A 23,432-nucleotide genomic window follows, 5' to 3' on the forward strand; every position below is an offset into this window, starting at 1 on the left:
CGGGCCGGATCATGTCGTCCGGTCGTGCTATTTCACCCGTCCGTCGCGATTCGATGTCAGAGTGTCGTCAGCGGAGCGCGGCATCATCCGCGGTGAGGCCGCCCGTCGCGCGGTCGTTGCGGCGGAGGCGCGCGCAGCAGGCGGGCGCAGCAGGCGCGCGCGGGCCGATCAGACAAAAACGGACGGAGACATCGATGGCAGCAGACCTTGGCAAGGGGGCGCTGATCGCGCCCGAAAACGGACTGTCGTACGTGCGCGGCGCGACCGACGTGCCGCTATCCGAAGCGACGATCAGCCGGTTCCTGCTCGACACGGCCGGCCGCTTTCCCGACCGTCCGGCCGTCGTGTTCCGCGAGCAGCAGGTGCGCTGGACCTGGCGCGCGTTCGCGAACGAGGTCGACGTGCTGGCGGCAGGGCTCGCCGCACTCGGGATCGTGAAGGGCGACTGCGTCGGCATCTGGTCGCCGAACCGCAGCGAATGGCTGCTCACGCAGTTCGCGACCGCGCGGATCGGCGCGGTGCTCGTCAACATCAATCCGGCCTACCGGCTGTCGGAACTCGAATACGCGCTGAACAAGGTCGGCTGCAAGGCCGTGATCGCGGCCGAGCGCTTCAAGACGTCCGCGTACGTCGAGATGCTGCAGACCATCGCGCCGGAACTCGCGAGCGCGACGCCGGGCGACCTGCATGCGGCGCGCGTGCCGAGCCTGCGCACGATCGTGTCGATGGGCGACGCGGCCCCCGCCGGCATGTTCCGCTTCGCGGACGTGATGGCGCGCGGCCGCCAGGCCGTCGATTCCGCGCTGCTCGATGCGATCGGCGCGACGCTCACGGCCAACGATCCGATCAACATCCAGTTCACGAGCGGCACGACCGGCAGCCCGAAGGGCGCGACGCTCACGCACCGCAACGTCGTCAACAACGCGCGCTCGATCGCGATGGCGATGCGTTTCACCGAACAGGATTCGCTCTGCATCCCGGTGCCGCTCTATCACTGCTTCGGGATGGTGCTGGCCGTGCTCGCCTGCGTGTCGAAGGGCGCCGCGATGGTGTTTCCCGGCGAAGCGTTCGACCCGGTCGCGACGCTCGCGGCGGTGGCCGAAGAACGCTGCACCGCGCTGCATGGCGTGCCGACGATGTTCATCGCGGAGCTCGACCATCCGGAATTCTCGAAATTCGACCTGTCGACGCTGCGCACCGGGATCATGGCCGGCTCGCCGTGCCCGATCGAGACGATGAAGCGCGTGGTGTCGCAGATGCATCTTTCTGAAATCACGATCGCGTACGGGATGACGGAGACGAGCCCCGTGTCGTTCCAGAGCTCGACCGACGATCCGCTGGAAAAGCGCACGACGACGGTCGGCCGCATCCAGCCGCATCTCGAAGTGAAGATCGTCGATCCGGCCGGCGACATCGTGCCGGTCGGCGCGACGGGCGAGCTGTGCACGAAGGGCTATTCGGTGATGCTCGGCTACTGGGACGACGACGCGAAGACGCGCGAGGTGCTGGTCGACGGCTGGATGCATACGGGCGACCTCGCGACGCTCGACGAGGACGGCTACTGCAACATCGTCGGCCGCCTGAAGGACATGGTGATTCGCGGCGGCGAGAACGTCTATCCGCGCGAGATCGAGGAATTCCTGTTCCGCCATCCGAAGATCCAGAGCGCGCAGGTATTCGGCGTGCCCGATGCGAAGTACGGCGAGGAGCTGTGCGCGTGGATCGTGCTGCGCGCGGACGAGCAGATGACCGAGGACGACGTGCGCGCGTTCTGTAACGGGCAGATCGCGCACTACAAGATTCCGCGCTATATCCGCTTCGTCGACGAACTACCGATGACGGTGACGGGCAAGGTGCAGAAGTTCGTGATGCGCGACCGGATGATCGAGGAGCTGAAGCTCGCCGTGCAGAAGACCGCTTGAAGCGGGACGGTGCGCGAAAATGCGGGAGAAACGTGGCGGCCTGCGGGCCGCCCTAGGCAGGTCGCTACGTTTTCGATGGACGAAAAAAAGCGGGCTTATTAGCCCGCTAAAAACCACACGCTACGGGGTTAGCGCGAGGAGACCAAAGATGAAACCGGATCCGGCGGGGGGCCGGAAACGACTCCAACAGGGATGCCCCTCGGAAGGGCTTCGGTACGTGACCGACTGGCTCGCAGCGCTTCGCGTCCGCTCACACTTGGCACACGAGACCGCATCCGTGTTGAAACCGTTGAGGCCCATTGTGGGCGAATTAATGACCCGTCGCGGTAACAAAGTGTTTCAGGTTGTAACGCCCGCCAGATAAGGCTTTCCGGGATTTTTTGCTGTTTTCGGGGTCCTGAAAAAGGTCATTTTTACCCATATTTTCCGCCGCGTTTTCAAGGCATGCGCACGATGCGTTTTTCACGCGTATCGGACGCGATGAATTGCCGATTTTCACGCGAGAAAGTGCACGGCGCGATCGATACCGCGCATGACGAGTCATTCGTCAGAAAGATTTTGAAACGTGATCGGAACGCGCGAAAGTCGGCCGATCGGCCAATCCGGCGGGTTTTGCGCCGGTGGCGGGTGGGGCGGCGCGAAGGGAAGGTGTAACGGCGGCATGCCGGTCGCCACCTCAGACGAGATGTCGGCACCCGGCGACTGCGGGGTCGGTGCCCGTTATCGGCCGCCGAGACGCGCGTCCGATTACTTCAACCACTTGTCCGAAATCGCCTGATATTCACCGGTGGACAGCGCGAGATGCAGCCACTGGTCGACGTACTGCTGGAACACGACGTCGCCGCGCGGCACCATGTACGCCTTTTCGCCGAACTGGAACGGCTTGTCCGGATGCACCGAGCAGAGGCCCGGATTCAGCTTTTGCTGCAGCTGCGTCTCGGACGCATCCGTCACCATCACGTCGGCCTTGCCGGAGAGGATCTGCTTGAAGATCGTCACGTTGTCCGGATAGACGGTCAGGTTCGCGTGCGTGAAGAACTGCTTCGCGAACCGCTCGTTGGTGCCGCCCGGATTCACGATCACGCGCGTCTCGGGCCGGTCGATCTGCGCGACGCTCTGGTACTTGTCGGCATCCGCGCAGCGCACGATCGGCGTCTTGCCGTCGACCACGTACGGCTGCGTGAAGAACACGCGCTTCTGGCGCTCGAGCGTCGTCGATATGCCGCCCACCGCGATGTCGCATTTCGCGACGAAGTCGTTGGTGAGGTTCGGCCAGCTCGTCTTCACGTAATCGGTCTTCACGCCGAGCGATTTCGCGAGCGATTCGGCCATGTCGATGTCGATGCCCTCGAAGCGGCCGTCCGCGCGGTAGTACGAATACGGCTTGTAGTCGCCCGTCGTGCACACGCGCAGCGCGCCGCGCGCGAGCACGTCGTCGAGCCGCGAGCCGGCGGCCGGCGCGGTCGTGGCGGTGCCGGCCGCGGTCTGCGCGTGCGCGGCAGTGCAGCACAGCAATGCGGCTGCGGCGAGCGTGGCGAATGTCTTCATCGGTCTCCTCCTTCGTTCGGTTCGATATCAGCGTCCGATCATAACGGAGCCATCGCGCGCGTCATATGGCCGCCATCGCATCGGCATACGCAGCCGCGCGGCCGCGCTCCGGTAAAATGCCGCTTTGCCTTCGCATTGTCGCTCCTACCGTGGCCCATAACCTGCTCAACGACACCTTCCTGCGTGCGCTTCTGCGCGAGCCGACCGACTACACGCCGATCTGGCTGATGCGCCAGGCTGGCCGCTACCTGCCCGAATACAACGCGACGCGCGCGCGCGCCGGCAGCTTCCTCGGCCTCGCGAAGAATCCCGACTACGCGACCGAAGTGACGCTGCAGCCGCTCGAGCGCTTCCCGCTCGACGCCGCAATCCTGTTCTCGGACATCCTGACGATTCCCGACGCAATGGGGCTCGGCCTCGACTTCCAGGTCGGCGAAGGGCCGAAGTTCGCGCATCCGGTGCGCACCGAGGCCGACGTCGCGAAGCTCGCGGTGCCGGACATCGAGGAGACGCTCGGCTACGTGACGGGCGCCGTGCGCGAGATCCGCCGTGCGCTCACCGACGGCCAGGGCCGTCAGCGCGTGCCGCTGATCGGCTTCTCGGGCAGCCCGTGGACGCTCGCGTGCTACATGGTCGAAGGCGGCGGCTCGGACGATTTCCGCACGGTGAAGTCGATGGCGTATTCGCGCCCCGACCTGATGCACCGGATCCTCGACGTGAACGCGCAGGCGGTGGCCGCGTACCTGAACGCGCAGATCGAAGCGGGCGCGCAGGCCGTGATGATCTTCGATACGTGGGGCGGCGCGCTGGCCGACGGCGCATACCAGCGCTTCTCGCTCGATTACATCCGCCGCGTGGTGTCGCAGCTCAAGCGCGAGCACGACGGCGAGCGCGTGCCGGTGATCACGTTCACGAAGGGCGGCGGGCTGTGGCTCGAGGAGATCGCGGCGACCGGCGTCGACGCGGTCGGGCTCGACTGGACGGTCAACCTCGGCGCCGCACGCGAGCGCGTCGCGGGGCGCGTGGCGTTGCAGGGCAACCTCGACCCGACGATCCTGTTTGCGCCGCCGGCCGCGGTGCGCGAACAGGCGCGCGCGGTGCTCGACAGCTACGGCAACCATCCGGGCCACGTGTTCAACCTCGGGCACGGTATTTCGCAATTCACGTCGCCCGATCACGTCGCCGAACTCGTCGACGAAGTGCATACCCACAGCCGCGCGATCCGTAGCGGAGCAGCGGGCTGAACGCAAGCGCCGTCATGCTGCACTGCAGAATGACGGTGTTTCGTTTTTGAAACTAAACACGACGCAACCCCGCTCCCGTTGTCGATTCGGTGCTTGTCAAGACTTGACTTATACACATTTTCCACGTTGCAGCGCGGTAGAGCCCCGTATCGGTCAATTTGTCTCGCTATGGTTGGGTAATTTGAATAGCAGCCTTATGGAATAAGGCTTCGCGGGGCACCGCGGCAAGCGGCGAAAAACAGCGGAAAGCACGGCCCCGCGCGCGTTGCGGCCGTTGAGCGGCGAGTTCTCAACAAAGTTATCCACAGGCTGGGCAGGGTATACGGCGATTCCTAATGCGAATCCAAAACTTAGCGCCGAATCTGAAGTTTTACTTTAAGTTCGCCGTCGCGATGCGGGCGCGGATGCAAGCCGTCCGTCCCTTGCGTGCCGCCGTTGCCGGAGCGTGTCGATGAGCGGCACCTACCTGCGCGTGGCGCTCGACCATCCGCTCGCGACCCTGTTCGACTACCGCTGCGACGTGCAGCCAGCGCCCGTGCCCGGCACGCTCGTGCAGGTGCCGTTCGGCAAGCGGCAGGCCGTCGGGCTCGTCTGCGAAGTCACCACTCACACCGATGTGCCGCCGTCGCGGCTGCGCGCGGTCGACGCGATCTGTGCCGACCTGCCGCCGCTGTCGACGGACTGGCTCGCGCTCGTGTCGTTTGCCGCCGACTACTATCAGCGCGGGCGCGGCGAGGTCGCGTTGCCGGCGCTGCCGCAGGCGCTGCGCGACGCCGGGCGCTGGGGTCGGCTGCTCGCGCCGGAAGTGCGCTACCGGCCGACCGAAGCCGGCCGCGCGGCGCTGCCCGATGCGTTGCCTGCGCGCGGCGCGGCGCTGCGCCGGCTCGCGCAGGCGCTGGTCGACACCGGCTCGCTGACGCTGCCCGACGCGCGTGCGCTGCATCCGAAGGCGGCCGCGACGCTCGACGACTGGGCGGCGCGCGGCTGGGTCGACGTCGAGGAAATCGGTTGGGCCGATGCGCCTGTGGCCAAACCTGTGGATAACCTGTCGACAACCGGTGGACGCGCTGTGCCGCCGGCGTTGACGGACCAGCAGGCCGAGGCGCTCGACGCGATCCGCGCCGCGCAGGGCTTCGCGCCGTTCCTGCTGCACGGCGTGACGGGCAGCGGCAAGACCGAGGTCTACCTGCATGCGCTCGCATCGCTGCTCGACGCGCGGCCGGACGCGCAGGCGCTCGTGCTCGTGCCCGAAATCAACCTGACGCCGCAGTTCGAGGCCGCGTTTCGCGCGCGCTTCGCGGGCGCGCTCGCCGACGACGCGATCGTCACGCTGCACAGCGGGCTCGCCGAAGGCGAGCGGGCGCGCAACTGGCTCGCCGCGCACACGGGCCGCGCGCGGATCGTGCTGGGCACGCGCCTCGCGGTGCTCGCGTCGATGCCGACGCTCGCGCTGATCGTCGTCGACGAAGAGCACGAGCCCGCGTACAAGCAGCAGGAAGGGCTGCGCTATTCGGCGCGCGACCTGGCCGTGTGGCGCGCGAAGCAGCTCGGCATCACCATCGTGCTCGGCTCGGCCACGCCGTCGCTCGAAAGCTGGTGGCAGGCCGAGCAGGGGCGCTACACGCGGCTCACGCTGTCGCGTCGCGCGGTGGCCGACGCGACGCTGCCGACCGTGCGGCTGATCGATCTCGAAGAGGAGCGGCGGCGCGGGCGTGCGTCGATGGGCGGGCTGTCGGGGCCGCTCGTCGCGGCGCTGAAGGCGCGGCTCGAACGCGGCGAACAGAGCCTCGTGTTCCTGAACCGGCGCGGTTACGCGCCGCAGCTCGCGTGCGACGCATGCGGCTGGGTGGCCGGCTGCCCGCGCTGCAGCGCGTATGTCGTGCTGCACAAGCCCGAGCATGCGCTGCGCTGCCATCACTGCGGCTGGGAAGCGCGCATTCCGCGGTCGTGCCCCGAGTGCGGGAACGTCGACATCGCGCCGCTCGGGCGCGGCACGCAGCGCATCGAGGAGGCGCTCACCGAGGCCGTGCCGGGCGCGCGGATTCTGCGGATCGACGCGGACAGCACGCGCCGCAAGGGCAGCGCGCAGGCGCTGTTCTCGGATGTGCATGCGGGCGAAGTCGACATCCTGGTCGGCACGCAGATGATCGCGAAGGGGCACGACTTCCAGCGCGTGTCGCTCGTCGGCGTGCTCAATGCCGATACCGCGCTGTTCTCGCACGACTTCCGCGCGAGCGAGCGGCTGTTCGCGCAGCTGATGCAGGTGAGCGGCCGCGCGGGGCGCGCCGGGCTGCCGGGCGAGGTGATGGTGCAGACGCGCTACCCGCGTCACGCGCTGTACCACGCGCTCGGGCGGCAGGACTACGTGGGCTTCGCGAATTCGACGCTCGGCGAGCGTCGCGACGCGCACCTGCCGCCGTTCGTCTACCAGGCGCTGCTGCGCGCCGAAGGGCGCACGCTCGACGCGGCGCTCGCGTTCCTGCAGCAGGCCGCGGCCGCGTTGCCGGGGCTGCCGGGCGCCGATCGCGTGACCGTGTACGACGCGGTGCCGATGACGATCGTGAAGGTCGCGAACGTCCATCGCGCGCAGTTGCTGCTCGAAAGCGCGTCGCGGGCGGCGCTGCAGCATGCGCTGCGCGCATGGCAGCCTGAGCTGCGCGCGCTGAAGGGCGTGCTGCGGTGGAGCGTCGAGGTCGATCCGCTGGATATCTGAGCGGCGCGGCGGCGACCGGTGTGGGACATTGCCAGCCGCCAGCCGCCAGCCGCCAGCCGCCAGCCGCCTACCGCCTACCGCCTACCGCCTACCGCCTACCGCCTACCGCTTGCCGCCCGAGGCCCGAGGCCCGAGGCCCGACGCCCGACGCCCGACGCCCGACGCCCGACGCCCGACGCCCACGCCCGGCACGATCCGCGATCCCGCTGCCGGAGGTCCATTCCACCCCTGCGTGCGCCCCCACCCACCCATCCAGTGCAACCCGTTTTCCCTCGCGGCTCTATACACCGCAGGTTGCCCACGCGCGTCGAACCGACCCGATCAGGGAAAACACCGAGCCTCCGACCACGGGCAACCCCTAGGTTGCAACCGCATAAGTGGCTGATTATATTGACTAACTTATGGGTGCAACCTACCTCTCAATTTGGTTGCACCTTTTTATTGCGTGCCGTAGGATTTCGCGCATCCTCTTACACCACATTGCCGGGCTCGCACCGGCGCACGAACCCACCATGGCAAGCACGACTCTCGGCGTCAAAGTCGACGACCTTCTCCGCTCGCGCCTCAAGGACGCTGCCGCGCGTCTCGAGCGCACTCCTCACTGGCTGATCAAGCAGGCGATCTTCGCGTATCTCGAGCGGATCGAGCACGGCCAGTTGCCGCCCGAGCTGTCGGGCCACAGCGGCGTGACGGAGCTCGCCGACGGTCAAGCCGCGGACAGCGACGACGACAACTCGCCGCATCCGTTCCTCGAGTTCGCGCAGAACGTGCAGCCGCAATCGGTGCTGCGCGCGGCGATCACGGCCGCGTACCGCCGCCCCGAGCCGGAATGCGTGCCGTTCCTGCTCGGCCAGGCGCGCCTGCCCGCGAACCTGCAGGCGGACGCGCAGGCGCTCGCGACGAAGCTGGTCGAGGCGCTGCGCGAGAAGAGCTCGGGCGGCGGCGTCGAGGGGCTGATCCACGAGTTCTCGCTGTCGAGCCAGGAAGGCGTCGCGCTGATGTGCCTCGCCGAAGCGCTGCTGCGCATTCCCGATCGCGCGACGCGCGATGCGCTGATCCGCGACAAGATCAGCAAGGGCGACTGGCGTTCGCACGTCGGCCACGCGCCGTCGCTGTTCGTGAACGCGGCGACCTGGGGGCTGATGATCACCGGCAAGCTCGTGACGACCAACAGCGAAGCCGGCCTGTCGTCGGCGCTCACGCGCCTGATCGGCCGCGGCGGCGAGCCGCTGATCCGCAAGGGCGTCGACATGGCGATGCGCCTGATGGGCGAGCAGTTCGTCACCGGCGAAACGATTTCCGAAGCGCTCGCGAACAGCCGCAAGTACGAAGCGCGCGGCTTCCGCTACTCGTACGACATGCTCGGCGAAGCGGCGACGACCGAAGAGGATGCGCAGCGCTACTACGCATCGTACGAACAGGCGATCCACGCGATCGGCAAGGCGGCCGGCGGCCGCGGCATCTACGAAGGTCCGGGCATCTCGATCAAGCTGTCGGCGCTGCATGCGCGCTACTCGCGCTCGCAGCAGGATCGCACGATGAGCGAGCTGCTGCCGCGCGTGCGTGCGCTCGCGCTGCTCGCGCGCCGCTACGACATCGGCCTGAACATCGACGCGGAGGAAGCCGATCGTCTCGAACTGTCGCTCGACCTGCTCGAGGCGCTGTGCTTCGATCCGGATCTCGCGGGCTGGAACGGCATCGGCTTCGTCGTGCAGGGTTACCAGAAGCGCTGTCCGTTCGTGATCGACTACCTGATCGATCTCGCGCGCCGCAGCCGTCACCGCCTGATGATCCGTCTGGTGAAGGGCGCGTACTGGGACTCCGAGATCAAGCGTGCACAGGTCGACGGCCTCGAAGGTTATCCGGTCTATACGCGCAAGATCTACACGGACGTGTCGTACCTCGCATGCGCGAAGAAGCTGCTCGCGGCGCCGGACGCCGTGTACCCGCAGTTCGCGACGCACAATGCGTACACCCTGGCCGCGATCTACCAGCTCGCGGGCCAGAACTACTACCCGGGCCAGTACGAATTCCAGTGCCTGCACGGGATGGGCGAGCCGCTGTACGAGGAAGTCACGGGCCGCGACAAGCTGAATCGTCCGTGCCGCGTGTACGCACCGGTCGGCACGCACGAGACGCTGCTCGCGTATCTCGTGCGCCGGCTGCTGGAAAACGGCGCGAACACGTCGTTCGTGAACCGCATCGCGGATAAAACCGTGTCGGTGAAGGAGCTGGTTGCCGATCCGGCGGATGAAGCGATGAAGGTCGTGCCGCTCGGCGCGCCGCACGCGAAGATCCCGCTGCCGCGCAACCTGTACGGCGACGAGCGTCCCAATTCGATGGGCCTCGACCTGTCGAACGAACACCGTCTCGCATCGCTGTCGTCCGCGCTGCTCGCGAGCGCGCACCATCCGTGGCGCGCGGCGCCGATGCTGGCCGACGACGCGCTCGCCGACGCCCCGGCACGCGACGTACGCAACCCGGCCGACCAGCGCGACGTGGTCGGCACGGTCAGCGAAGCGACGGCCGAACACGTGAGCGCGGCGCTCGCACACGCGGTGGCCGCCGCGCCGATCTGGCAGGCGACGCCGGTCGATGCGCGCGCCGACTGCCTGGTGCGCGCGGCCGATCTACTCGAAGCGCAGATGCACACGCTGATGGGCCTGATCGTGCGCGAAGCCGGCAAGTCGCTGCAGAACGCGATCGCCGAGATCCGCGAAGCGGTCGACTTCCTGCGCTACTACGCGGCGCAGATCCGCAGCGAATTCTCGAACGACACGCACCGTCCGCTCGGCCCCGTGGTCTGCATCAGCCCGTGGAACTTCCCGCTCGCGATCTTCATGGGCCAAGTCGCCGCGGCGCTTGCCGCCGGCAACACGGTGCTCGCGAAGCCGGCCGAACAGACGCCGCTGATCGCCGCGCAGGCCGTGCGGTTGCTGCGCGAGGCCGGCGTGCCGGCCGGCGCGGTGCAGCTGCTGCCGGGCACCGGCGAGACCGTCGGCGCGGCGCTGGTCGCCGATCCGCGCACGCGTGCGGTGATGTTCACGGGTTCGACCGAAGTCGCGCGCCTGATCAACAAGACGCTGTCCGCGCGCCTCGACCCGGACGGCAAGCCGATTCCGCTGATCGCCGAAACGGGCGGCCAGAACGCGATGATCGTCGACTCGTCGGCGCTCGCGGAGCAGGTCGTCGCGGACGTGATGCAATCGTCGTTCGACTCGGCCGGTCAACGATGTTCCGCGCTGCGCGTTCTGTGTCTGCAGGACGACGTCGCGGATCGCACGCTGACGATGCTCAAGGGCGCAATGCACGAGCTGGCGCTCGGCAATCCCGACCGCCTGTCGACCGACGTCGGCCCGGTGATCGACGGCGAAGCGAAGCAGACGATCGACACGCACGTCGCGACGATGAAGGAGAAGGGCCACACGGTCACGCAACTGCCGTCGCCGGAGGCGTGCGCGCACGGCACGTTCGTGCCGCCGACGCTGATCGAGATCGGCAGCATCGACGAGCTCAAGCGTGAAGTGTTCGGCCCCGTGCTGCACGTGGTGCGCTACCGCCGCAACCAGCTCGACAAGCTGCTCGAGCAGATCCGCGCGACCGGCTACGGCCTGACGCTCGGCATCCACACGCGGATCGACGAGACGATCGCGCACGTGATCTCGAATGCGCACGTGGGCAACATCTACGTGAACCGCAACGTGATCGGCGCGGTGGTCGGCGTGCAGCCGTTCGGCGGCGAAGGGCTGTCGGGCACGGGCCCGAAGGCCGGCGGCGCGCTGTACCTGCAGCGTCTGCTCGCGACGCGTCCGTCGGGCCTGCCGCGCGCGCTCGCGCAGTCGCTGATCGCCGACGGCGCGACCGAAAGCGATGCGCGCGGCAACCCGGCGGCAGCGCTCACGACGCTGCGCGACTGGCTGATCGAGCAGCGCGAGCCGGCGCTGGCCGCGCGTTGCGACGGCTATCTCGCGCAGGTGCCGGCCGGCGCGACCGCCGTGCTGACCGGCCCGACGGGCGAGCGAAACACGTATACACTCGGCCCGCGCGGCACGGTGCTGTGTGTCGCGGCCACGCCGGGCGGCGCGCGTGCACAGTTCGCGGCGGTGCTGGCGACGGGCAACCGCGCGTTGTTCGCCGGCGCGGCGGGCGAGGCGCTGGTCGCTGCGCTGCCGGCGTCGCTGAAAGCGCACGCGGCCGTGCGCAAGCAGGCCGACGCGCCGTTCGACGCGGTGCTGTTCGAAGGCGACAGCGACGAACTGCAGACGCTCGTGAAGGACGTCGCGCAGCGGCCGGGCCCGATCGTGTCGGTGCAGGGCGTGTCGGTGGGCGCGTTCGAGAACGGCGACGCGGAAGACTATGCGCTCGAGCGGCTCTTGACGGAGCGCTCGGTGAGCGTGAATACGGCCGCGGCGGGCGGCAATGCGAATTTGATGACGATCGGCTGATCATCCTTGCCGTTCGGATCAAACAAAGGAAGCGGCCAGGCGATCCCTAAGCCGCTCCATTTACCCTGGTACCAAGGAGATGCTATGCAACACACGATGAAAAAGGTGGCAGGCGCGACGTTCGTCGCGGTCATGTCGCTGGCGGGGACGGCCCATGCGGATGACGTGAAGATCGGTTACGCAGGGCCGATGACGGGCGCGCAGGCGCACTACGGCAAGGATATGCAGAACGGGATCGTGCTCGCGCTGGAAGACTTCAACGCGACCAACCCGAAGATCGGCGGCAAGCCGGTGAAGTTCGTGCTCAACACGCAGGACGACCAGGCCGACCCGCGCACGGGCACGACGGTGGCGCAGAAGCTCGTCGACGACGGCATCAAGGGCATGCTCGGCCACTTCAACTCGGGCACGACGATTCCCGCCTCGCGCATCTACGCGAACGCGGGCATTCCGGAAATCGCGATGGCGACGGCGCCGGAATACACGCAGCAGGGTTACAAGACGACCTTCCGCATGATGACGTCCGACACGCAGCAGGGCGCGGTGGCCGGCACGTTCGCGTCGAAGGATCTCGGCATGAAGAAGATCGCGATCGTCGACGATCGCACGGCCTACGGCCAGGGTCTCGCCGACCAGTTCGAGAAGGCCGCGAAGGCCGGCGGCGCGACGATCGTCGACCGCGAATTCACGAACGACAAGGCGGTCGACTTCAAGGCGATCCTGACCAAGCTGAAGGCCGTGAAGCCGGATCTCGTCTACTACGGCGGCGCGGATTCGCAGGCAGCGCCGATGGTCAAGCAGATGAAGACGCTCGGCATCACCGCACCGCTGATGAGCGGCGAAATGGTGAAGACGCCGACGTTCCTGAAGATCGCGGGCAATGCGTCGGAAGGCACGATCGCATCGCTGGCCGGCCTCCCGCTGGAAGAAATGCCGGGCGGCAAGGCTTACGCCGACAAGTACAAGAAGCGCTTCAGCGAAGACGTGCAGACGTACTCGCCGTACGCGTACGACGGCGCGATGGCGATGCTGAACGCGATGAAGAAGGCCGATTCGACCGATCCGGCGAAGTACCTGCCGGTGCTCGCGAAGACCGACATGGCCGGTGTCACGTCGACGCACGTCGCGTATGACGCGAAGGGCGACCTGAAGAACGGCGGCATCACGATGTACAAGGTCGAGAAGGGCGAGTGGAAGCCGCTGAAGAGCATCGGCGGGAAGTAAGCAGCCTGTCGTGATGTTCTGAAGCGCGGGCGGCGTTGCAACGCGTCGTCCCGCGCCTCATGCAAAAAAGCCACCGGGCCTCGACGGCCCGGTGGCTTTTTCTTTGGTGGGACACGGCCGACAGGGCATAGGGATCTTGCAGGCAGTGGTGCAGCAGGGTCGCCGCATGCGTACGTCGATACCGCGTCGCCGTGATCGGCGGCAGGATGACGTTACTTGCCGTCGCAGCACTTGTTAGGGCAATCGGGCAGGAAGGAAATTTCCACACGCCGCCCATTGTCCACGTCGCCATGCGAATAGACGCGGGCGCTCCTCTTGATGGTCCCACGTAAAAAACCGAGTTGCTCCAACAGTGCATACGCGGTTTGCAATCTTGATTGCGCAAGGGCCAGTGCTCCCGGTTCACTTTCCTCGGCATGGCCGCTGATCAATGTTGTCTCCTTGGTTAGGTGATTCGCGTAATTGAGCTTTTGGTCGGCGGTCCATTTGGCAAGGCGAGCGATCTCAGCATTCGATATGTGCGAGCTATCTCTCGAAAAATAGATGTCGAAGTTCTCGCTGGCGATGCATGCGAATACCGGATTGGAAGCGAGAAGGCTTAGGCAAAAAATGAACTTAAGCATTGTAAATGACGTATCCTGCGATACTGTCGGCATTGTTGATTGCTTGATTCGGGTTTTCGGCTCCAAACGTCAAACACTCCTCCATGTAATATCTATGATCCCTGGTTCCCATTGTGTCGTCAAAATGACTCGCTTCATGAATCAGAGTGGAAACTACGGAATCTTTTTCCCATGAAAAGTCTCGCATTGTACAAAAATCAGGATGTATTGCGATCGTATGAGTTGCAGTATCCGGCGAACACACCGATGCCGCGACTCCAGATTTGTTCGGATTTGGAACGCATCCAATATGTTTGAATCGCTCGCTATCCCATCGCGTGAAATTGTATCCTGTGAGTGCCTTTAGTACGCGGACGATTGCAGTCAGGCCTGTTAATAGCGTTGTACGGGTGCCTTCGTCAGTTCTGCCGAACCATTGTAATACGCGTGCCTTATCGGAATTGGACCAGCGCTGCAGATCCTTGATTCTTTTTTCGACGAGAGAAACGGCTCGGTCGCGTTTACTCAATACCATTTCCCGGAATTCCTTGTTTGTCATGTTGTGACATATTTTTTCGGTATTGATCGTTACTTCCACCATCGAGCCAGGATTGGTATTGGTGACTGCGCCTGAGTGTACGAGGAACCATTCTCTGCCGTCATTCACATCAAAATTTTTCATCGCTTCAATGTTCCGTCGTATAGATTTTCAGCGTTGCCGAGGCGTCGGTGGCGATTCGATGAGTGTGCCCGGCCGTGTCCGTGGTGCCCGTGAAAATTTGCCCGGTGTCGGTAACGACTCGGTAGCGGATGTTCACGAGCGGGCGGCGGGAGTCATCGAGCAAGGTGAATTGCTCGTCGTGTACGGCAGCCGATCGAGCAAATGACCGCTTGGCTGCATTAGGTTGGCACCCAGTCAGCGTCGCAGTCTCTCCTGCAGTAAAAGTCATTCGCATGCCGCGCTCAGCGTAGAAGATCGGCGGTGGGTTGCATCCGCAGACATTGATATCCCCGCTCAATGCCCACTGTTTGCCGTTCGGGCCGGTACCTGGCCAGCGCGGCCCTTGCGGTGCGATGTACCCTTCACGCTTGCAGGCCGAACAGTAGGTCTTCATATCCAGCGTGGCGATATGAACCGTCGGCGGCGGATTGGAGCAGGTCACGCTGTCGAGGCCTTCGACAATCACCGCTTCCCCGGCGCGGTCGCCTTTGGCAAGAAAGTAGCGGATCATGGACGCTACCTCAGCGGGGCATGGACGAGCGGGTGACGACGCTAAACACAACTGACGACGCTACGCCTTGTCGCTCGGGGCTATCGGTGATCGTGTCGCCGTTATCGAGTTCGCTGCCAACGAATGCGAGCGGCGCGAAGTCGGGCCCGTCGGCCAAACCCAGACCACTCGTAACGCACGCGGTCGAACCGTCCGGATAGTGGATCAGGTCGCCCACCGTGGCCGCCTTGCCCAAGTGCGGCGCTACTTCCCATGTGCTGGACGGCTCGCGCAATGCACCGCCGCGCGCCGTTGTCGCGCCACATACCGCCAATCTGTAGGCGGGCGGCGCGGGCGGCGGCACATAGGTCGGATCGAACAGGCCCGCAACGCTTTCCCCATCCCGCAAGTGAATGCCCCATGAGGTGCGCAGCGTTTCGGTAATGCGGTCACCGTTGCTCAACCGGCTGCCGACCAACGCGAACGGCTTGCCTTCGCTATGGTTGTTTCCCGCGCCGTCGATAATCGCGGCCTCGCTGCCGTCGTCATAGGTCACTACGTCGCCGACGCAGGCGACTTCCAATCCCGCCAGGGTCAGGCCGCTGGTTGCGGTGGTAACGCGTCCACCGCGTTCCGTGAGTGCGCCAACGGTGGCGAAAAGATGGGTCGGTGCGTTGAGTTCGTTTTTCATCCGGCTTCCCTGTCTCAGTAAATGGAATGGCTGCCTAGAGACGCTATTCCAGATAAGAAACGTCGATCAATCGGACGAATATGATTCAGCGCTGGTAACTTCTATTACTTGTTCCGTTCTGCCTGTTGCATTGACTGCGCGTGCGCGAATGCGCTGATTCAATCGCGAATACTCAATCCCCGCGCACGCGCAGCAGGAACTTCTGCAGCTTGCCCGTCGGCGTGCGCGGCAGCGCCTGCACGAACGTGAATTCGCGCGGAACCTTGTACGCGGCGAGCCGCTCGCCGCAGAACGTGCGCAGCGCATCCGCATCGGGGGCCGCATTCGCCCGCATCACGACGTGCGCGACGACCGTCTCGCCCCAGTCCGGATGCGGGACGCCGACGACGGCTGCCTCGGCGATGTCCGGGTGCGCGCCGAGCACGTCCTCCACTTCCTTCGAATAGACGTTCTCGCCGCCGGTGACGATCATGTCCTTCAGCCGGTCGACGATGAACAGGTAGCCATCCTGATCGATCCGCGCGATGTCGCCAGTGCGATACCAGCCGTCCGGCGCGAACGCGGCGCGCGTCGCGGCCGCGTCGTCGAGATAGCCGAGCATCATGCAGTCGGCCTTCAGCCAGATCTCGCCGGTTTCGCCCGGCTGCGCAACGACGCCGTCCATCCGCACGACCCGCAGGTCGACGCCCGGGCCTCCGTGGCGGCCGATCGAGCCGGCCTTCGCGATCTGCTCGTCCGGATACAGCGTCGTGCCGGCCGGCCCGGTTTCCGTCATCCCGTACACGTGGAAGAACGCGTGGCTGCGATACGCCTGCGCAAGCCGTTCGGCCTGCGCGGCGCCGATCGGGCCGCCGCCGTACAGCCACGCGCGCACGCTCGACAGGTCGAATGCCGCGAAGCCGTCGATCGTGTCGAGCGGTAGCGTGTACGACACCGGCGCGCCGAAATACAGCGTCACGCGCTCGCGCTCGACGGTCTGCAGGAAGCGCAGCGGATGGTATTCGCGCAGCAGCACGACGGTGCCGCCCGCGTACAGCGTGCCGCCGAACCAGTTGTTCAGCGGCGACGAATGCCAGATCGGCATCGCCATCAGCGTGCGCTCGTGGCGGCCGATCCCGATCGCGAGCGCCGCCTGCATCGCCGCGAGCGTCACCGTGCGATGACTGTGCACGCAGCCTTTCGGGCGGCCGGTCGTGCCGGACGTGTAGAGGATCTGCGCGATATCGTCGTCGGCCGGCTCGATGCCCGCGAGGCCGTCCATCGTCGCGCACATCGTGTCGAAGTTCGGCACGCCGTCGAGTTCGCCCTCGGTCACGAGCCGCCGCGCGGGATGGACGATCCGCTCGACCACCGGCGCGAGCGCCACGTCGAACAGCAGCGCTGTGCTGCCGCTGTGTTCGAGCACGTAGTCGACTTCCGGTGCCTGCAGCTTGTGGTTGATCGGCACGAACGCCGCGCCGAGCCGCCATGCGCCGAACATCAGGTCGACGAAGGCCGGCGTGTTGAAGCACATCGCGGCGACGCGGTCGCCGGCCGCGACGCCGAGCGCGCTCAGCACGGCCGCCGCGCGGTGCGAACGCTCGCGCGCGGCCGCATACGTGATCGTCGCGGATTCGCTGACGAGGAACGGCTTGTCGGGCGTCGCACGGGCGGCGCGGTCGAGGGCGGCGACGAGGTTCATCGAGGCTCCGGGGTGGGGCGAACGAACGCGAATTCGGGTGAACGGGCCGGCGTCAGGCCGGGTACGCGCGCTGCAGCAGCGCGGCGACGTCGATCGCGTGCGGATCGAAGCCGCCCGCGATGCGGCCCCAGTCGGGCGCGGCGAGCCGTGTCGCGACGAACGCGTCGGCGACGGCCGCCGGCGCATCGCGGTGCAGCAGGCACGCCTGCGCGACGAGCGCGAGCCGCTGCGCGAACACGCGGCCCGATGCTTCGAGCGTGTCGGCCGGGGCGGCGAGCATCGCGCGCAACGCGTCGAGCGCCGCGCGAATGCGCGGTTCGCCCGCACCGAGGTCGGCCAGTTCGTCGAACAGCGCGGCGGCCGCGTCGGGCTCGCGCGACACCGCGCGCAGCACGTCGAGACACATCACGTTGCCCGAGCCTTCCCAGATCGAGTTGACGGGCGCCTCGCGGAAGAGGCGCGCGATCGGGCCGTCGTCGACGTAGCCGTTGCCGCCGAACACCTCCATCACCTCGCCGGTCAGCTCGACCGCGCGCTTGCAGACCCAGAATTTCGCGGCGGGCGTGACGATCCGCTTCCATGCGCGTTCGCGCGGCGAGTCGTCGCGCTCGAACGCATCGGCGAGACGCATCGCGAGCGACAGTGCCGCCTCGCTTTCGAGCGCGAGATCGGCGAGCACTGTGCGCATCAGCGGCTGCTCGGCGAGCGCGCGGCCGAATGCATGGCGCTGGCGCGTGTACGCGATCGCCTGCACGACGCCCTGGCGCAGCATCGCCGCGCTGCCGAGCACGCAGTTCAGCCGCGTGGTGGTGGCCATCTCGATGATGGTCGGAATGCCGCGGCCTTCGTCGCCGAGCATGATGCCCCACGCGTCGTTCAGCTCGATCTCGCTGCTCGAATTGCTGCGGTTGCCGACCTTGTTCTTCAGCCGCTGGATCTCGACCGCGTTCTTCGTGCCGTCCGGCCGCCAGCGCGGCACGTAGAAGCACGACGGGCTGCCGCCTTCGGTGTGCGCGACGACGAGGTGCGCGTCGCACATCGGTGCGGAGAAGAACCACTTGTGGCCGCGCAGCCGGTATTCGCCGCCGCGGCCGCCCGCGCCGACCGCTGTGGCGAGCGTCGTGTTCGCGCGCACGTCGGAGCCGCCCTGTTTCTCGGTCATGCCCATGCCGAACCAGATCGCGCGCTTGTCGGCGACCGGCACGTCGCGCGGATCGTAGTCGTCGCTGTAGAGCTTGTCGCGCAGCAGGTCCCACAGCGCCGGCTCCTTCTGCAGCACGGGAATCGCGGCCTGCGTCATCGTCGCGGGGCACAGCGTGCCGGCCTCGATCTGGCCGTGCAGGTAGAAGCCGGCGGCCGTCGCGGCCCAGCGGCCGCGGCGCGCGTCGCGGAACGCGAGCGACACGAAGCCTTCGTTGCGGTACATCCCGAGCAGCGTGTGCCAGGCCGGATGGAAGTCGACGCGGTCGATGCGGCGGCCGCGCCGGTCGAACGCATGGAGTTCGGGTGGGTGGCGGTTCGCTTCGTCGGCGAGTTGCGCGGTGTCGGCGCTGCCGAGCCGCGCACCGTATGCGTCGAGCCGCGGCACGGCCCAGTCGGCGCCCGCCCGGGCGAGCGCGTCGCGCAGCGCGAGGTCCGTCGCGAAGAGGTTATAGTCGACGAGTTCGTCGAACTGGTTCGTGACGGCGTGAGTCGAGTCGGTCATCGCGGTTGTCTCCGGTTTCAGGCTTCGCGGTCAGCCGGCGTCATGCCGCGCGGAGGGCGCTTCGGCGCGGGTTCCGGCTTCCGGTAAAACGTATTCCCTCTGAATTCAGAGTAGCAAATATGCCGCCGCGACATGTTCAGGTTCCGGCGCCGCCCGGCTCGCCGGCGGCGCAACCCGCGCCCGCGTTGCGTCGCCGGCCGCGCCAGTCGCGCGCGCAGGCGAGCTCCGACGCGCTGCAACAGGCGTTCGTTCAGCTTTTGCTCGAACGCGGCTACGCGAAGGCGACGATCCGCGAGATCGCGGCCGTCGCGGGCGTCAGCATCGGCACCTTCTACGAGTATTTCGGCGACAAGCAGAGCCTTGCGGCGCTCTGCATCCACCGCCGCGTGTTGGCGCTGGCCGACCAGTTGCGCGAAACGGTGCAGCGGCTGCGCGGCGCGCCGCGGGCCGAACTCGCCGCCGCGCTGGTCGATCTCCAGGTCGATACGATCGCCGCCGACGCGGCGCTGTGGGGCGCGCTGTTCGCGCTGGAGCGGCAGGTGTCGCCGCTGGCCGCCTATCGCCGGCATTACGACGCCTATGTCGCGCTGTGGCGCGACGCGCTGGCCCACGCGGCCGATCCGCCGCCGGCCGCACGGCTCGACGGGCTCGCGCGGATGGCCCACACGATCTGCTACGGCGGGCTGTCGCAGGCGTTGCTGACGCTCGGGCCGGCGCTCGATTTCGCCGCGCAACGCCGCGAACTGCGGGCCGTGCTGCTCGCGTACCTCGCGGCGGCCCACGCCTAGCGTTCCGTAGGGGAAATGCCTGATTCGCATATCGGGCGTTCAGGCGGGCTTGGCCGCTAGGCGCTTATCACCGCGAGCCATGAGAAAAATGCATGGCCGCCATGACGAACTTTCGATTGTCCGCCGATATTGGCTGGGGCTAAATCATGCGGCAGATGCAGGGCCGCGCATGGCGCGGCCCGCCCGAAGGACATCAGGAGGAGGAGTCATGCGAAGCGCCACCGCGCCCCGTTCGAAACTGCCCGACGTCGGGACGACGATCTTCACGGTGATCGGCCAACTGGCTGCTCAACACGACGCGTTGAACCTGTCGCAGGGCGCGCCGAATTTCGCGCCCGATCCGGCGCTCGTCGAAGCCGTCGCGCGGGCGATGCGCGACGGCCACAACCAGTACGCGCCGATGGCCGGCGTGATCGCGCTGCGCGAGCGGCTCGCCGAGAAGACCGAGGCGCTGTACGGCGCGCGCTACGACCCGGCGACCGAGATCACGGTGATCGCGAGCGCGAGCGAAGGGCTTTATGCGGCGATCAGCGCGCTCGTGCATTCCGGCGACGAAGTGATCTATTTCGAGCCGTCGTTCGACAGCTATGCGCCGATCGTGCGGCTGCAGGGCGCGACGCCGGTCGCGATCAAGCTGTCGCCCGAGCATTTCCGAGTGAACTGGGACGAAGTGGCCGCGGCGATCACGCCACGCACGCGGATGATTATCGTCAACACGCCGCACAACCCGACCGCGACGGTGTTCTCCGCCGACGATCTGGAGCGCCTCGCGCAGCTCACGCGCGACACGGGCATCGTGGTGCTGTCCGACGAAGTCTACGAGCACGTCGTGTTCGACGGCGCGCAGCACCAGAGCGTCGCGCGCCACCGCGAGCTGGCCGAGCGCAGCGTGATCGTGTCGTCGTTCGGCAAGTCGTTCCACGTGACCGGCTGGCGGGTCGGCCATTGCCTCGCGCCGGCCGAGCTGATGGACGAGATCCGCAAGGTGCACCAGTTCATGGTGTTCTCGGCCGACACGCCGATGCAGGTCGCGTTCGCGGAGATCCTCGCGCGGCCGGACAGCTATCTCGGCCTGTCGGCGTTCTACCAGGCCAAGCGCGACCTGCTCGCGCGCGAGCTGGCCGATTCGCGTTTCGAGCTGCTGCCGAGCGAAGGCTCGTTCTTCATGCTCGCGCGCTTTCGCCACTTCTCGGACGAAAGCGACAGCGATTTCGTGCTGCGCCTGATCCGCGACGCGCGGGTCGCGACGATTCCGCTGTCGGCGTTCTATACCGACGGCACCGACGCCGGCGTGATCCGGCTCAGTTTTTCGAAGGACGACGCGACGCTGGTCGAAGGCGCGCGGCGGCTGCGTTCGCTGTAGAAAAACCGGCGACGGGCACGTCGCATCGACCAGACACAGGAGATCCTGATGAAGCACACGACCACCCTGAAACTCGCGTTCGCACTCGCGTGCGCCATCGGCTCCGGCGCGGCGCTCGCCGATGCGCCGACGCTGCGTTTCGGTCTCGAAGCGCAATACCCGCCGTTCGAATCGAAGGCGCCGAACGGCGACCTGCAGGGCTTCGACATCGACGTCGGCAATGCCGTCTGCCAGACGGCGAAGCTGTCGTGCAAATGGGTCGAGACCTCGTTCGACGGGCTGATTCCGGCGCTGAAGGGCCGCAAGTTCGACGCGATCAACTCGGCAATGAACGCGACCGAGCAACGGCGCCAGGCGATCGACTTCACGACGATCATCTATCGCGTGCCGACCCAGTTGATCGCGCGCACCGGCAGCGGCCTGCTGCCGACGCCGGAATCGCTGAAGGGCAAGCGCGTGGGCGTGCTGCAGGCGTCGATCCAGGAAACCTTCGCGAAGGCGCACTGGGAACCGGCCGGCGTCGCGGTCGTCGCGTATCAGGACCAGAACCAGGCGTATGCGGATCTGGTCGCGGGCCGCCTCGACGCGACGCTCGTGCTCGCGCCATCCGGCCAGCGCGGCTTCCTGTCGCGCCCGGACGGCAAGGGCTTCTCGTTCGTCGGCCAGCCGGTGCACGACGACAAGATCCTTGGCAGCGGCATCGCGTTCGGCCTGCGCAAGGGCGACGATGCGCTGAAGGCGAAGCTCGACGCGGCGATCGACAAGCTGAAGGCGGACGGCACGGTGAAGTCGCTCGGCCTGAAGTATTTCGGCGATATCGACATCTCGACGAAGTAAGCAGGGCCGCGCACGATGCCGACCCCGAACCCGACCGCCGCAGGCACCGAACCGGACGGCATGCCGCTGCCGGACGATGCCGTCGCTGCCGTGCTCGCCGCCGAACTGGGCGACGCGCTCGTCACGCGCGCGGCCGATATCGATCCGCGTTACTTCACCGCGTACAACGAGCCGGCCGGCGTGCGGCCGCGTGCGCTGGTGCGCCCGCGCAGCGTCGACGAAGTGTCGCGCACGCTCGCGCTGTGCATGCGGCTCGGCCAGCCGGTCGTGCCGCAAGGCGGGCTGACGGGGCTCGCGCGCGGCGCGGTCGCGCTGGGCGGCGAGGTCGTGCTGTCGATGGAGCGCTTCGCGGGCATCGAAGCGCTCGACGCGGCGGCCGGCACGATCACCGTGCGCGCGGGCACGCCGCTGCAGACGGTGCAGGAAGCCGCGGAAGCGGCGGGCTTCACGTTCGGCGTCGATCTCGGCGCGCGCGGCTCGTGCCAGATCGGCGGCATGCTCGCGACCAATGCGGGCGGCACGCGCGCGATCCGCTACGGGATGATGCGCGAGCAGGTGCTCGGGCTCGAGGCCGTGCTCGCGGACGGCACGGTCGTGTCGTCGATGAACCGGATGCTGAAGAACAACGCGGGCTACGACCTGAAGCAGCTGTTCATCGGCAGCGAGGGGACGCTCGGCGTCGTCACGCGCGCGGTGCTGCGGCTGCATCCGTTGCTCGCGGCGCCGGCCACCGCACTCTGCCGCGTGCGCGACTACGAGGCGGTGGTCGCGCTGTGGAACCGCGTGCGCATGCTGCCGGAGGTCGTCAGTTTCGAGGCGATGTGGCCGGCGTTCTACGACTACGTCGCGCGCCATACGCCCGGTGTGTCGGCGCCGTTCATCGGCGACGGCGGTTTCGTGGTGTTGATCGAATGCGCGACGAGCGCGCCGGGCGGCGATGCGCACCATGCGCTCGAAACGGGGCTGGCCGCGGGGTTCGATGCAGGCCTTGTCGACGATGCGGTGCTCGCGACTTCCGAACGGCAGGCGCGCGATTTGTGGACGCTGCGCGAAGGCCTCGCGATCGATGCGCTGCCCGATCTCGTCAACTTCGACGTGAGTCTGCCCACCGGCGAACTCGGTGCGTTCGCCGAACGCTGCGAGGCGGCGTTGCGGGCGCGCTGGCCGGCGCTCACGTGCCTGTTCTTCGGTCATGTCGGCGACGGCAACGTGCATATCGGCGTGTCGCTGGCCGGGACGACCCAAGCGGATGCCGATGCGCTCGATCACTGCGTGTATGCGGTGGTGCGCGACATGGGCGGCTCGGTATCGGCCGAGCACGGGATCGGCGTGCTCAAGCGCCCTTATCTCGCGCATACGCGCAGCGACGCGGAAATCGGGCTGATGCGGCGCCTGAAGGCCGCGCTGGACCCGCGCGGCATCCTGAATCCCGGCAAGGTGCTTTGACGGGGGCGATTC

The 23,432-nt window shown here is 67.0% G+C and carries 16 protein-coding genes; 9 read left to right on the forward strand and 7 right to left on the reverse strand.

The annotated features are described in order from the left end of the window. Positions 1-194: 194 nt before the first annotated feature. On the forward strand, positions 195-1,922 hold the full coding sequence (locus HWX03_RS32095; RefSeq protein ID WP_175874016.1) for an AMP-binding protein: 1,728 nt from the start codon (positions 195-197) through the stop codon (positions 1,920-1,922). Between the two features lie 747 nt (positions 1,923-2,669). On the opposite strand, the gene HWX03_RS32100 is transcribed toward HWX03_RS32095, so the two are convergent. Then, the gene (locus HWX03_RS32100; protein WP_175874017.1) at positions 2,670-3,470 is read right to left on the reverse strand and encodes a transporter substrate-binding domain-containing protein; all 801 of its coding nucleotides are present in this window, start codon (positions 3,468-3,470) and stop codon (positions 2,670-2,672) included. A 149-nt stretch (positions 3,471-3,619) separates the two neighbouring features. Between HWX03_RS32100 and hemE the strand changes: the two genes are divergently transcribed. The 4 genes from hemE to HWX03_RS32120 all read left to right on the forward strand — a co-directional run bounded on the left by hemE (position 3,620) and on the right by HWX03_RS32120 (position 13,096). Continuing rightward, complete coding sequence (gene hemE, locus HWX03_RS32105) at positions 3,620-4,714, forward strand: uroporphyrinogen decarboxylase (protein ID WP_279609113.1); 1,095 nt, start codon at positions 3,620-3,622, stop codon at positions 4,712-4,714. A 451-nt stretch (positions 4,715-5,165) separates the two neighbouring features. Next, positions 5,166-7,427 carry a primosomal protein N' gene (locus tag HWX03_RS32110; RefSeq protein ID WP_175874018.1) on the forward strand — a complete coding sequence of 754 codons (2,262 nt, stop codon included), beginning with the start codon at positions 5,166-5,168 and terminating at the stop codon, positions 7,425-7,427. A 512-nt stretch (positions 7,428-7,939) separates the two neighbouring features. Beyond that, positions 7,940-11,872 (forward strand): trifunctional transcriptional regulator/proline dehydrogenase/L-glutamate gamma-semialdehyde dehydrogenase, encoded by a 3,933-nt coding sequence (putA, locus tag HWX03_RS32115; protein ID WP_175874019.1) that lies wholly within the window; start codon positions 7,940-7,942, stop codon positions 11,870-11,872. Positions 11,873-11,956: 84 nt separating this feature from the next. Beyond that, positions 11,957-13,096: a branched-chain amino acid ABC transporter substrate-binding protein gene (locus HWX03_RS32120; protein ID WP_175823376.1), complete on the forward strand. Its 1,140-nt coding sequence runs from the start codon at positions 11,957-11,959 to the stop codon at positions 13,094-13,096. Positions 13,097-13,308: 212 nt separating this feature from the next. Here the strand turns inward: HWX03_RS32120 and HWX03_RS32125 are convergent, their stop codons facing one another. From HWX03_RS32125 to HWX03_RS32150, 6 genes are all read right to left on the reverse strand, one after another. After that, positions 13,309-13,719 (reverse strand): hypothetical protein, encoded by a 411-nt coding sequence (locus tag HWX03_RS32125; protein ID WP_175874020.1) that lies wholly within the window; start codon positions 13,717-13,719, stop codon positions 13,309-13,311. Further along, complete coding sequence (locus HWX03_RS32130; RefSeq protein WP_175874021.1) at positions 13,712-14,380, reverse strand: M35 family metallo-endopeptidase; 669 nt, start codon at positions 14,378-14,380, stop codon at positions 13,712-13,714. The genes HWX03_RS32125 and HWX03_RS32130 overlap by 8 nt, the downstream gene beginning before the upstream one ends. Positions 14,381-14,384: 4 nt before the next feature. Then, entirely contained in the window at positions 14,385-14,930 is a 546-nt protein-coding gene (locus tag HWX03_RS32135; RefSeq protein ID WP_175874022.1) for a hypothetical protein, read from the reverse strand. A gap of 10 nt (positions 14,931-14,940) precedes the next feature. Then, positions 14,941-15,600 carry a PAAR domain-containing protein gene (locus HWX03_RS32140; RefSeq protein WP_175874023.1) on the reverse strand — a complete coding sequence of 220 codons (660 nt, stop codon included), beginning with the start codon at positions 15,598-15,600 and terminating at the stop codon, positions 14,941-14,943. 172 nt (positions 15,601-15,772) lie between these two features. After that, on the reverse strand, positions 15,773-17,281 hold the full coding sequence (locus HWX03_RS32145) for an AMP-binding protein (protein ID WP_175874024.1): 1,509 nt from the start codon (positions 17,279-17,281) through the stop codon (positions 15,773-15,775). A 52-nt stretch (positions 17,282-17,333) separates the two neighbouring features. Then, positions 17,334-18,986 (reverse strand): acyl-CoA dehydrogenase family protein, encoded by a 1,653-nt coding sequence (locus HWX03_RS32150; protein ID WP_175874025.1) that lies wholly within the window; start codon positions 18,984-18,986, stop codon positions 17,334-17,336. A 119-nt stretch (positions 18,987-19,105) separates the two neighbouring features. Between HWX03_RS32150 and HWX03_RS32155 the strand changes: the two genes are divergently transcribed. From HWX03_RS32155 to HWX03_RS32170, 4 genes are all read left to right on the forward strand, one after another. After that, positions 19,106-19,774 (forward strand): TetR/AcrR family transcriptional regulator, encoded by a 669-nt coding sequence (locus HWX03_RS32155; protein WP_175823373.1) that lies wholly within the window; start codon positions 19,106-19,108, stop codon positions 19,772-19,774. Positions 19,775-19,982: 208 nt separating this feature from the next. Beyond that, the gene (locus HWX03_RS32160) at positions 19,983-21,137 is read left to right on the forward strand and encodes a pyridoxal phosphate-dependent aminotransferase (RefSeq protein ID WP_175874026.1); all 1,155 of its coding nucleotides are present in this window, start codon (positions 19,983-19,985) and stop codon (positions 21,135-21,137) included. Between the two features lie 48 nt (positions 21,138-21,185). Further along, entirely contained in the window at positions 21,186-21,974 is a 789-nt protein-coding gene (locus HWX03_RS32165) for an ABC transporter substrate-binding protein (protein WP_034209634.1), read from the forward strand. A gap of 15 nt (positions 21,975-21,989) precedes the next feature. Continuing rightward, positions 21,990-23,420 (forward strand): FAD-binding oxidoreductase, encoded by a 1,431-nt coding sequence (locus HWX03_RS32170; protein ID WP_175874027.1) that lies wholly within the window; start codon positions 21,990-21,992, stop codon positions 23,418-23,420. Positions 23,421-23,432: the final 12 nt, after the last annotated feature.

This window comes from Burkholderia sp. BCC0397, assembly GCF_902832865.1.
Taxonomy (GTDB): domain Bacteria; phylum Pseudomonadota; class Gammaproteobacteria; order Burkholderiales; family Burkholderiaceae; genus Burkholderia.

Excerpts from the sequence above, each read along its gene's own strand:
- HWX03_RS32130 (WP_175874021.1), bottom strand. The coding sequence starts at position 14,380 with ATGAAAAATTTTGATGTGAATGACGGCAGAGAATGGTTCCTCGTACAC.
- HWX03_RS32145 (WP_175874024.1), bottom strand. The coding sequence starts at position 17,281 with ATGAACCTCGTCGCCGCCCTCGACCGCGCCGCCCGTGCGACGCCCGAC.
- HWX03_RS32160 (WP_175874026.1), top strand. The coding sequence starts at position 19,983 with ATGCGAAGCGCCACCGCGCCCCGTTCGAAACTGCCCGACGTCGGGACG.
- HWX03_RS32095 (WP_175874016.1), top strand. The coding sequence starts at position 195 with ATGGCAGCAGACCTTGGCAAGGGGGCGCTGATCGCGCCCGAAAACGGA.
- HWX03_RS32165 (WP_034209634.1), top strand. The coding sequence starts at position 21,186 with ATGAAGCACACGACCACCCTGAAACTCGCGTTCGCACTCGCGTGCGCC.
- HWX03_RS32155 (WP_175823373.1), top strand. The coding sequence starts at position 19,106 with ATGCCGCCGCGACATGTTCAGGTTCCGGCGCCGCCCGGCTCGCCGGCG.
- HWX03_RS32135 (WP_175874022.1), bottom strand. The coding sequence starts at position 14,930 with ATGATCCGCTACTTTCTTGCCAAAGGCGACCGCGCCGGGGAAGCGGTG.
- putA (WP_175874019.1), top strand. The coding sequence starts at position 7,940 with ATGGCAAGCACGACTCTCGGCGTCAAAGTCGACGACCTTCTCCGCTCG.
- HWX03_RS32150 (WP_175874025.1), bottom strand. The coding sequence starts at position 18,986 with ATGACCGACTCGACTCACGCCGTCACGAACCAGTTCGACGAACTCGTC.
- HWX03_RS32170 (WP_175874027.1), top strand. The coding sequence starts at position 21,990 with ATGCCGACCCCGAACCCGACCGCCGCAGGCACCGAACCGGACGGCATG.
- HWX03_RS32140 (WP_175874023.1), bottom strand. The coding sequence starts at position 15,600 with ATGAAAAACGAACTCAACGCACCGACCCATCTTTTCGCCACCGTTGGC.
- HWX03_RS32120 (WP_175823376.1), top strand. The coding sequence starts at position 11,957 with ATGCAACACACGATGAAAAAGGTGGCAGGCGCGACGTTCGTCGCGGTC.
- HWX03_RS32125 (WP_175874020.1), bottom strand. The coding sequence starts at position 13,719 with ATGCTTAAGTTCATTTTTTGCCTAAGCCTTCTCGCTTCCAATCCGGTA.
- HWX03_RS32100 (WP_175874017.1), bottom strand. The coding sequence starts at position 3,470 with ATGAAGACATTCGCCACGCTCGCCGCAGCCGCATTGCTGTGCTGCACT.
- HWX03_RS32110 (WP_175874018.1), top strand. The coding sequence starts at position 5,166 with ATGAGCGGCACCTACCTGCGCGTGGCGCTCGACCATCCGCTCGCGACC.